Annotated in this window: 9 protein-coding genes; 3 read left to right on the top strand and 6 right to left on the bottom strand. The window is 75.2% G+C overall.

Annotated elements, in window-relative coordinates; genetic code table 11:
• Positions 1-228 precede the first annotated feature (228 nt).
• From mshC to ACFVXK_RS22480, 4 genes are all read right to left on the bottom strand, one after another.
• Entirely contained in the window at positions 229-1,458 is a 1,230-nt protein-coding gene (mshC, locus tag ACFVXK_RS22495) for a cysteine--1-D-myo-inosityl 2-amino-2-deoxy-alpha-D-glucopyranoside ligase (protein ID WP_389614306.1), read from the bottom strand.
• Positions 1,459-1,588: 130 nt separating this feature from the next.
• A complete protein-coding gene (locus tag ACFVXK_RS22490) occupies positions 1,589-2,425 on the bottom strand; it encodes an SCO1664 family protein (protein WP_389614304.1) in 837 nt (278 codons plus the stop codon).
• A complete protein-coding gene (locus ACFVXK_RS22485) occupies positions 2,389-2,979 on the bottom strand; it encodes a DUF3090 domain-containing protein (protein ID WP_358898203.1) in 591 nt (196 codons plus the stop codon). The genes ACFVXK_RS22490 and ACFVXK_RS22485 overlap by 37 nt, the downstream gene beginning before the upstream one ends.
• Before the next feature lie 75 nt (positions 2,980-3,054).
• Entirely contained in the window at positions 3,055-3,762 is a 708-nt protein-coding gene (locus ACFVXK_RS22480; protein WP_389614302.1) for a histidine phosphatase family protein, read from the bottom strand.
• A 55-nt stretch (positions 3,763-3,817) separates the two neighbouring features.
• On the opposite strand from ACFVXK_RS22480, the gene corA reads away from it, so the two are divergent.
• The gene (corA, locus tag ACFVXK_RS22475; protein ID WP_389614300.1) at positions 3,818-4,810 is read left to right on the top strand and encodes a magnesium/cobalt transporter CorA; all 993 of its coding nucleotides are present in this window, start codon (positions 3,818-3,820) and stop codon (positions 4,808-4,810) included.
• A gap of 12 nt (positions 4,811-4,822) precedes the next feature.
• Here corA and ACFVXK_RS22470 read toward each other — a convergent pair whose 3' ends face one another.
• Entirely contained in the window at positions 4,823-5,611 is a 789-nt protein-coding gene (locus ACFVXK_RS22470; RefSeq protein ID WP_389614298.1) for a ferritin-like domain-containing protein, read from the bottom strand.
• A 224-nt stretch (positions 5,612-5,835) separates the two neighbouring features.
• Positions 5,836-6,885 carry an LLM class F420-dependent oxidoreductase gene (locus tag ACFVXK_RS22465; RefSeq protein WP_389614296.1) on the bottom strand — a complete coding sequence of 350 codons (1,050 nt, stop codon included), beginning with the start codon at positions 6,883-6,885 and terminating at the stop codon, positions 5,836-5,838.
• Between the two features lie 109 nt (positions 6,886-6,994).
• Here ACFVXK_RS22465 and ACFVXK_RS22460 point away from each other — a divergent pair, with 109 nt between their 5' ends.
• Both ACFVXK_RS22460 and ACFVXK_RS22455 read left to right on the top strand, forming a co-directional pair.
• Complete coding sequence (locus ACFVXK_RS22460) at positions 6,995-7,978, top strand: aldo/keto reductase (protein WP_389614294.1); 984 nt, start codon at positions 6,995-6,997, stop codon at positions 7,976-7,978.
• Positions 7,975-10,281 carry a helix-hairpin-helix domain-containing protein gene (locus ACFVXK_RS22455; protein WP_389614292.1) on the top strand — a complete coding sequence of 769 codons (2,307 nt, stop codon included), beginning with the start codon at positions 7,975-7,977 and terminating at the stop codon, positions 10,279-10,281. The genes ACFVXK_RS22460 and ACFVXK_RS22455 overlap by 4 nt, the downstream gene beginning before the upstream one ends.
• The last annotated feature ends 115 nt before the right edge of the window (positions 10,282-10,396 follow it).

The raw sequence follows: 10,396 nt of genomic DNA, 5'->3' as shown, positions 1-10,396 counted from the left end.
CCCTACCCGCCCTTCACCCGTTCTCTGGGGGCTCCGCCCCCAGACCCCCGCGCCTCAAACGCCGGCGGGGCTGGATTTCGCGCAGCGAACTTCCAGCCCGCGCGGCGATTGTGCGCACCGGGCGCGGAGCGCACGTACGGGGTCCGGGGCTCGCCCCGGGAAACGGAGAAAGGGCGGGGCGGGGAGAGGCTCCGCGTAGCGGTGCCCCGGCCCCGCCCCGCCCCGGTACTACAGGGCCACGCCCAGCAGGGCGTCCACCGTGCGGGAGACCAGGCCGGGGGCCGTCTCGTCCGTCTCGTCGGAGGCCAGCTGCGCCTCGACCCAGCGGTCGACGGCAGCCAGAGCCGCCGGGGCGTCGAGGTCACGGGCCAGCGCCTCGCGGACCTCCTCCACCACCGCGTCCGCCGGGACCCCGTCCGGGCGGGAGACGGCCGCGCGCCAGCGGGCCAGGCGGGCCTGCGCCTCCGCGAGGACGGCGTCGGTCCACTCCCAGTCCGCCCGGTAGTGGTGCGAGAGCAGCGCCAGGCGGATGGCCGCCGGGTCGACGCCGGCCCGCCGCAGGGCGGAGACGAAGACCAGGTTGCCCTTGGACTTCGACATCTTCTCGCCGTGCAGGGCGACCATGCCCGCGTGGACGTACGCCTTGGCCATCGGGAACTCGCCCGTCAGCGCGTGCGCGTGGGAGGCGCCCATCTCGTGGTGCGGGAAGGCGAGGTCGGAGCCGCCGCCCTGGATGTCGAAGCCCATGCCCAGGTGTTCCAGGGCGATGGCCACGCACTCGATGTGCCAGCCCGGCCGGCCGGGGCCCAGCGAGGCGCCGTCCCAGCTCGGGTCGCCGGGGCGGGCGGCCATCCACAGCATCGGGTCCAGGGGGTTCTTCTTGCCCGGGCGGTCCGGGTCGCCGCCGCGCTCCGCGGACAGCAGCCGCATCGCCTGGGCGTCGAGGTGGGAGACCCCGCCGAAGTGCGGGTCGGACTCCACGGAGAAGTAGATGTCGCCCTCGAGTTCGTACGCGGCGCCCGCGTCGCGGAGCCGCTCGACCAGCGGCACGATGCCGGGTATGGCCTCGACGGCGCCGATGTAGTGCTGCGGGGGCAGCATCCGCAGGGCGGTCATGTCCTCGCGGAAGAGGGCGGTCTCGCGCTCGGCGAGCTCGGTCCAGTCGTGCCCGTCGCGCAGCGCCCGCTCGAGCAGCGGATCGTCCACGTCCGTGACGTTCTGGACGTAGTGGACCTGGCGCTTGTTGTCGAGCCACACGCGCTGGACGAGGTCGAACGCGTTGTAGGTCGCCGCGTGACCGATGTGGGTCGCGTCGTACGGGGTGATTCCGCAGACGTAGAGGCGGGCGACGGGACCGGGGTCGACGGTGACCGTCGCCTGGGTCGCGGTGTCGTGGATCTGGAGGTCGCGGCCCTTGCCGGGCAGGGCGGGGACCTCAGAAGCGGGCCAGGCATGCATGCTTCGAGCCTAACCGGACGACTGTTCCGGAAACGAATGGGAGCAGCACTGTTGGCTTGATCGACACCCTTGCGCTTTGGCCGGATCTGTGCGTCCGTCCCCATCCGGCCTCTTCCGGCGCACGCCCTGCTCAGACGGGCGGCCAGGGGATCGACGGCCACTGCCCGGAGGGCTTCGGATGCGTCCCGCTGCGCAGCAGGAGGGCCACACGGGCCCGTACGGCGGCCAGCTCGGCGGGGGTGATCAGTTCGGCCAGCCGGGTGGTCAAGGGGGCGTCCTCGGCCAGCTGGGCCTCCAGGGAGGTCAGCACGGAGCGCGCCTCACCGGTCAGCGGTTCCCCCGCCCAGCCCCAGAGCAGGGTGCGGAGCTTGTCCTCGGAGTGGAAGGTCACACCGTGGTCGATCCCGTAGAGGCGGCCGTCGGGCGCGGGGAGCAGGTGGCCGCCCTTGCGGTCGCCGTTGTTGATCACGGCGTCGAGGACGGCGAGCCGGCGCAGGCGGGGGTCGTCGGCGTGGACGAGCAGGGCCGTGCGGCCCTCCCCGACCTCGGCGAGTGCGACCGCCTTCCAGCCCTCCCCCGCCTCCTCCCCCTCCACCAGCGCGAGGAGCTGCGGCTCGGGCTGTTCTCCGGCGTCGATCCAGTGCTGCACCATGCCCTCTCCGTAGGGGCCGTCGCGCAGCACGGTCGTGGGCACCAGCCCCCAGCCGGTGGCCTCGGAGACGAGGTAGGCGGCGCGCTCGCGGCGGGCGAGGTTGCCGTCGGGGAAGTCCCACAGCGGCCGCTCGCCCTTGACGGGCTTGTAGACGCATTCCGCGCTGCGGCCCTCGTAGGCCACGGTGCACAGCAGCACGGCGTTGGAGGCCTCGGCGATCCGGCCGCGGACGGTGAGCTCACCGCGGGTGAGCAGCTCCTCTATCGGGGTCACGGCGCTCACACCTGGCGCCGGTACCCGTTCTGGCGGGGGCACACGTGCCCCTCGGGGTCCAGGGGCAGGCTGCACAGCGGGCACGGCGGGCGGCCGGCGTTGACCACGTCGAGGGCGCGCTTGGCGAAGGCCCGGGCCTGGGCGCCGGAGAGCCGCACGCGCAGCATGGGCGGGCCGTTCTCCTCGTCCTGGAGCAGCCGCTCCTCGGCCTCGGCGAGGTCCTCCTCGGAGTCGGCGTCGAGTTCGACCAGCGCCTGGGCCTCGACGATCATCCGCTGCTGTTCGCCGTCCCACGCCAGCGCCATCGTGCCGACGCGGAACTCCTCCTCGACGGGGACGTCCAGGGGGGCGGTGTCGGCGGCCTCGGTGGTCGCGACGGCCGGGACGGGGGCGTTGCCCCCGGTGCGGCGCACGACCTCGTCCAGCAGCTCGTCCATCCGCTCGGCCAGCGCCGCGACCTGGGTCTTCTCCAGGGAGACGCTGGTGACGCGGGGGCCCTGGGAGGCCTGGAGGAAGAAGGTGCGACGTCCAGGCAGACCGACGGTGCCCGCCACGAAGCGGTCCGGCGGGTCGTAAAGGAACACCTGACGGGGCACGACCGGTCTCCAAGTCTGGGGCGGGGGCAGGGCTGCGCACGTGTGTGGGCCCTGCCACCCTACTGCGCCGCCCGATCAGGCCGCGCCCGCGCCGCCGCCCACGACGGCGTTGCCGCCGCCCTCGGCCGCGTTCTCCGCGGGGGGCGCCGCGGCCGGGATGAGCGGGGCGAGGTCGCCCGTGTCTCCGAGGCGCAGCAGGAAGGGCCGGCTGGGGGTGTAGCGGATCGCGGTGACCGAGCAGGGGTCGACGTGGACGCGCTGGAACAGGTCGAGGTGCATGCCGAGGGCGTCGGCGACGACGGACTTGATGATGTCGCCGTGGGAGCACATCAGGAAGACGGCGTCGGCGCCGTGCTCCTCCTCGATCCGTGCGTTCCATTCGCGGACGGCGTCCACGGCGCGGTTCTGCATGGCGCGCATGGACTCGCCGCCGGGGAAGGCGGCGGCGGAGGGGTGCTGCTGGACGATCTTCATGAGGGGTTCGTCGGCGAGCTCGGAGAGCTTGCGGCCCGACCAGTCCCCGTAGTGGCACTCCCCGATGCGCTCGTCGGTGTGCAGGGGCAGGCCGGGGCGGGCCTCCAGCAGCGGGGCCAGGGTCTCCCGGCAGCGCTGGAGCGGGCTGCACACGGCGGCGGCGAGGGGCACCCCGTCGAGCCGCCCGGGCAGCGCGGCGGCCTGGGCGGCGCCCCGTTCGTCGAGGGCGACCCCGGGGGTCCAGCCGGCGAGCAGCCCGGCGGTGTTGGCGGTGGACCGCCCGTGTCGTACGAGGATCAGCGTGGCCATGGGAGCCAGCCTAAGCGGTGCGGCCGACGTGCGGGCGGGCGGCGATGGGGGAAGAATGCCCCGCGTGATTGTGGACTGCGCCATGTACCGGGACGGCCGGCGCTCCGAGGCCCCGGGGGACCTTTCGGAGGCCCTGGCCCAGGCGCGCGCGGTGGGTGACGCGTTCCTGTGGATCGGCATGTACGAGCCGACGGAGCAGGAGTTCGACCACGTCAGCCACGAGTTCGGGCTGCACAAGCTGGCGGTGGAGGACGCGCTGACCGCGCACCAGCGGCCGAAGCTGGAGGTGTACGACGACTCGCTGTTCGTCGTCCTCAAGCCGGTGATGTACGACGACGACGCGGACACGGTGACCACGGGCGAGCTGATGCTGTTCATCGGCGACTCCTTCGTGGTGACGGTCCGGCACGGCGAGGGGGCCGCGCTGGCGGCGGTGCGGCGGCGGCTGGAGCACGAGCCGGAGGTGCTGCGGCACGGGCCCACGGCGGTGCTGTACGCGGTGTCCGACGCGGTGGTGGACCACTACATCGAGGTGGCGGCCGAGCTGCAGGCGGACCTGGAGGAGCTGGAGGCGGAGGTGTTCGCCCCGCAGGCGGCGGACACCCGGAACACCGCGTCGCGGATCTACGGGTTCAAGCGGCAGGTGCTGGAGTTCCGCCGGGCGACGAGCCCGCTGTCGCAGCCGATGGACCGGCTGGCCTTCGGGAACGTGCCCTTCGTGCACGACCACGCCAAGCCGTTCTTCCGTGACGTCGCCGACCACCTGACGAAGGCGAACGAGTACGTCGAGGGCCTGGACCGGCTGCTGTCGGACGCGCTGGCCGCGCACCTGGCGCAGATGGGGGTCCGGCAGAACGACGACATGCGCAAGATCTCCGCCTGGGCGGCCATGGCGGCCGTCCCGACGATGGTCGCGGGGATCTACGGGATGAACTTCGACCACATGCCGGAGCTGCGGGAGTGGTGGGGCTACCCGGCGGTGCTGGTGCTCATGGCGGGTCTGTGCCTGGGGCTGCACCGGATGTTCAAGCGGCGCGGCTGGCTGTGAGCGCCTGCGGGCTCAGGCGAAGCCGGGCGCGGGGACGGGCCTGCCGCCCAGCGGGTCCGTGCGCTCGGGCGGGCGCAGTGCCACCATGCGGTGCCAGCCGCTGAAGCGCTCGTACGCGTAGGTCCCGCGGATGCCGGCGGCGAGGGCGGCGGCCTTGGGCGCGGGCCAGCGCAGGAGCCGGCCCATGCGGTCCATGACGGCGAGGCTGACGTCCCGGTGGACGGCGATCTCGGCGAGGGCGCTCTCGCGCAGGACGCGGTGGATGGTCCGGCCGTGTCCCGCGCGGGCCAGGCGCAGGAGTTCCTCGTGGCAGTAGGCGAGGTGGTTGTCCTCGTCGTGGCTGATCACCTTCACGGCCTTGCCGATCTCGGGGTGGCCGCCGAAGTGGCGCAGGAGCATGTCCATCTGGTCGGCGGCCCGCTGCTCGGTGACCCGGCTGTGCGCGAGGTAGACGACGATGTCCTCCTCGCCCAGCGGCTCGTCGCGGCGCAGCTTCTCGTGGGCGAGGCCGATGCCGCGGCGTTCGAGGAGCATCGTGTAGTCGGTCTCGGGCGGTACGGGGACGGCGGGCAGGCCGCGTCTGCGCAGCAGGGCGCGGAAGATCCGGCCGTGCTTGTCCTCGTCGGCGCCGTGCCGGGCGATCTTGGGCGCGAGGTGGCGCATGCCGTCGGGGACGAGGGCGGCGATCCTGGCGTTCTCCCAGCCGCCCTGCGACTCCCCGCTGGCGGCGATGGAGCAGAACAGCTGGAAGGCGTCGTCGCTGTCGACGATCTCCTGGAACAGGCTGCGTGCGGAGAGCATGGAACGAGTCAAATGCGGATGGAGCGGGCGGGCAACCGAGGGGTGCCGCGACTCGGCCGAATGAACGAAACCGCGGCCCGCACCGCGGGGCGTAACCCCGCGGGCGGGCCGCGCGTTGTTCGCTGTGTCGGCCGTGGCGGGGAAGACCCCCCGAGCCCCCACCACGGCCGCAGGCTTCCTTCCGGCGCCGCCCTCGCATCCGTCGCGCGGGCGGCGCGGGTGCGTCAGGCCAGGCCGGCCAGCTCCAGGGCCTCGGTGCCGGCGCGCAGGGCGGTGAGCCGCTCGTCCAGGGTGAAACCGGCCGGGGCGAGCGTGAGGGTGGTGACCCCGGCGTCGGCGTAGGCCCGCATCCCGTCGGCGATGCGCTCCACCGAGCCGAGCAGGGTGGTGGAGTCGATCAGCGAGTGCGGGACGGCGGCCGCCGCGGCCGTCTTGTCGCCGCCCAGGTACTTGGCCTGGATCTCGGCGGCCTCCTTCTCGTACCCCATCCGCTGGGCGAGCTGGTTGTAGAAGTTCTGCTTGGGGCTGCCCATGCCGCCGACGTACAGGGCGGTGTAGGGGCGGAACATGTCCGCGAGGGCGGTCACGTCCTCGCCGACGGCCAGCGGCACGGTCGGGCAGACGTCGAAGCCGTCCATGGTCAGTCCGGCCTTCGCGCGGCCCGTGCGGATGTGGCGCAGGGCCGTCTCCTCCAGGTGCTCGGCGGCCGGGAAGATCAGCAGGGCGCCGTCGGCGATCTCGCCGGTCTGCTCCAGGTTCTTGGGGCCGATGGCGGCGATGTAGAGCGGGATGTGCGGGCGCTCGGGGTGCACGGTCAGCTTCAGCGGCTTGCCGGGGCCGCCGGGCAGCGGGAGGGTCCAGTGCTCGCCCTCGTAGCTGAGGCGCTCGCGGCTCATGGCCTTGCGGACGATGTCCACGTACTCGCGGGTGCGGGCGAGGGGCTTGTCGAACTTGACGCCGTACCAGCCCTCGGAGACCTGGGGGCCGGAGACGCCGAGGCCCAGGCGGAAGCGGCCCTTGGTGAGGGAGTCCAGGGTGGCGGCGGTCATGGCCGTCATCGCGGGCTGGCGGGCCGGGATCTGGAAGATGGCCGAGCCGACGTCGATCCGCTCGGTCTGGGCGGCGACCCAGGCCAGTACGGTCGCCGCGTCGGAGCCGTAGGCCTCGGCCGCCCAGCAGACGTCGTAGCCGAGGCGGTCGGCCTCCTGGGCGACGGCGAGGTTGTCGGCGTCCATGCCCGCACCCCAGTAGCCGAGATTGATGCCGAGCCGCATGTGTCGTCCCCTTACGATGTGCCGGTTTACCGATCAGTAACGTAGGTCTGCGCAGGGACTCTAGCGCGCCCGACGGCCTCGCGGCAGTGCCCCAGTAGTCTCAGCGGTCATGGAGCAGAGGCATCTCGGCCGCACCGGACTGCGCGTCTCCCGGATCGGCCTCGGCACCCTGACCTGGGGCCGCGACACCGGCGAGGAAGCCGCCGCCGAGCAGTTGAAGACGTTCTGGGAGGCGGGCGGCACGCTGGTCGACACGGCCGACGTGTACGGCGACGGGGAGTCGGAGTACCTCCTGGGCCGGCTGGTGAACGGCCTCGTACCGCGCCGGGACCTGGTCATCGCCACCAAGGCGGGCAGCGTCCCGGACCCGGGCCGGCGCTTCAACGGCTCGCGCGGGCACCTCCTGTCCGCCCTGGACGACTCCCTGGACCGCCTCGGCACCGACCACGTCGACCTGTGGCAGATCCACGCCTTCGACCCGGACACCCCCCTCGACGAAACCCTCCAGGCGCTGGACCTGGCGGTGACCAGCGGACGGGCCCGCTACGCCGGGGTGTCGAACTTCAGCGGCTGGCAACTGGCGAAGGCGGCGACCTGGCAGCTGGCGGCGCCGGGGGTGCGGACCCGGCTGGCCTCGACGCAGATGGAGTACTCCCTGCTCCAGCGCGGGGTGGAACGGGAGGTCCTCCCGGCGGCCCTGGACCTGGGCGTCGGCCTGCTCCCCTCCTCCCCGCTCGGCCGGGGCGTCCTCACCGCCAAGTACCGCGAGGGCACCCCGGCGGACTCCCGGGGCGCGTCGGCGTCCCTGGCGGCCTTCGTGGAGCCGTACCTGGACGAGGCGGCGGGCCGGATCGTGGACGCGGTCGTCACGGCCGCCCAGGGCCTCGCGGTCACCCCGCTCCAGGTGGCCCTCGCCTGGGTCCGCGACCGCCCCGGGGTGGCCGCCCCCATCGTCGGCGCCCGCACGTCGGCGCAGCTCGCGGCGGCGCTGTCGGTGGAGGCCCTTAGTCTTCCGGAGGAGATCCGCCGGGCGCTGGACGACGTGTCCGCACCCGTGCACCGCTACCCCGACCAGGACTGGAGCACGCTGTGAGCACGGACCCCGAGACGACCCCCGAGGCCACACCCCCGGGAGCGCAGCCGGAGGCCTCCGGCACACCGGGGGCCGAAAACCAGCCCGGCCCGGAACCGGCGGCCGCGCCCGGCCCCGACCCGGAACCGGACCCCACCGAGGCCCGGACCGGGTCCGACTCCGGCGCCGCCGGGGCCGAGGCGGAGGCGGGGGCGGGCCCGGGTGCGCCCTCCGGCGAGCCTGACGGCGCCGAGCCCGGCGCAGCCGGGGCGGAGGCGGACGGGGCGGAGGCGGACGGGGGGCCGGGGGCGGAGCCTCCGGTTTCGGGAAGGGGCGGGGTGGGGGAAAGCCCCGCAGGGACCGACGCGGAGGCCGGCTCCGCCAAGGGCACCGCCGAGGCGGCTCCGGAGCTCAGCGAGGCTCAGGCCGAGTTGGCCGCGCAGCGGGTCGAGCGGGAGCGGATCGCGCGGCGGAAGGCCGAGCGGGAGCACCCCGTCGACGCGGGCGGCAAGCTCAGCGGCCGGGCCGCCGACCTGCTGGCCGCCGTACGGGCCGTGGAGAGCGGGGCCAAGGCGCCCGCGCCGACCTTCGACGAGGCTCCGGCCGCGCCCCGCCGGGCGGCGGCCCCCGCGCCCCCGCAGCCCCGCCCGCAGGCCCCCGTCCGGGCCGTCGGGGACGTCGCGGCCGTGCGGGCCGTGCTGGCGCGCGGCGGGGCCCCCGAGGCGCTGGCCGGGCCGGCCGCCGAGGCCCTCGGCGAGGGTGCGGCCGAGCGGCTCGCCGAGGACCCCTGGCGGCTGCTGGCCGTCCCCGGGGTGCGCCCGGCGCAGGCCGACGGTTTCGCCCGGGCCCTGCTCGGCCCCGCGGCCGGCCCCGCCGACGAGCGGCGCGGCGCCGCCCTGGTGGGCTGGCTGCTGGCGCAGGCCGCCGAGCGCGGCCACACCGCCCTGGAGGCCCCCGTGCTGGAGAAGGCCCTGGCCCAGTACGGGGCGCCGGCCCCCGCCGAGACCCTGGAGGCGGCGATCGGCGAGGGCGCGGTGCTGGTGTTCCACGAGCCGCTGGGCGAGCCCGTCGCGGAGGACGAGGAGCAGCCCGTGCGCGTGCTCGTGGGCCTGGAGGAGCACGCCCTGGCGGAGGAGAGCCTCGCCGACGGCCTGGCCCGGCTGGCAGCCACCTTCACGGCCCCGGCCGACTGGTCCGCGGCGGCGGCCGGCCCCGGCGCCGAGCTGGTCCGTGCCGTGGCCGCGGCCGGCCTCGTCACCCACACCGGCGGCGAGGCGGCCCGCGCCGAACCCCTGGCCCTGGCGGCGGCCGCCCGCGGGCTGGGCCTGCGCACCGTGCTGGCGGCGCACGCCCCCGCGCCCGGGGCGGTCACCGTGGCGGAGCTGCTGGCGGGGGCCCAGGGCCCCGGCCGGGACGCCGACGGCCGCTTCGAGCTGGACCTGCTGGTCGTCCTGGACGCCCCGCAGCTGGACGTGGAGGCGGCCGCGGCCCTGGTGGAGTCGGTGCCGGACGGGGCCCGGCTGGTGCTCTCCGGCGACCCCGGGGTACTCGGCTCGGCGGGGCCCGGCCGGGTGTTCGCCGACGTGCTGGCGGCCCGCGCCTTCCCCCACGTGAACTCCCGGACCCCGGACCCGGGCCCGATCGGCGAGCTGGTCTCGGGGATCGGGATCGGGGAGCTGAACCAGGTCGACGCCCCCGGCAAGGAGGTCGTCATCGTCCCGGTGCGCGACGCCGGCGAGGCCGTGCACCGCACCGTGCAGCTGGTGGCCGACTCGGTGCCGCGCGCCTTCGGCGTCCCGGCCGAGGACGTGCAGGTGGTCACCCCGGGCCACGGCGGCCCGGCGGGGGCCCGGGCGCTGAACGCGGCCCTCAAGGAGCGGCTGAACCCGGGGCCCGGCCGGTTCGCCGGCTTCGACCCGGGCGACCGGGTGGTCCACGTTCCGGCGCCCGGGCGGGCGGTGCCGGCCCGGGTCGTGTCGGCCGACGCCGAGGGGCTGCACCTGGACGCGGCCGGCACGCGGATCGTCGTACCGCAGGACCGGGTGGAGGCGCGGGTGCGCCACGGCTGGGCGGTGACGGCGCACCAGGCCGTCGGCTCGCGCTGGCCTGCGGTGGTCGTCGTGCTGCCGGGGGACGCGGCGCAGGCCCTGTCCCGGGACTGGGTGTACACGGCGTTCGGGCGGGCCGTGCGGCACCTGTCGGTGGTGCACGGCGTCGACCAGGCCCTGGCGCACGCGGTGGCCCAGGTCCCGCCCAAGCCGCGCACGACCCGGCTCACGGGCCTGCTGAAGGCGCTGACGGCCGCCCAGCAGGAGCAGGTGTAGGTGTAGGTGTAGGACGGACCCGTGCCGCCGCCGTCCCCCCCGGCCGGGGGGGGGCCCGGAACCCCGAGCCCCCGGGACGCGGCGCGGGGGCGGGGGGGGGGTGGGGGGGCGTGGT

The organism is Streptomyces sp. NPDC058157 (genome assembly GCF_042884105.1).
Taxonomy (GTDB): domain Bacteria; phylum Actinomycetota; class Actinomycetes; order Streptomycetales; family Streptomycetaceae; genus Streptomyces.
This window is presented reverse-complemented; position numbering and strand designations above follow the sequence as displayed.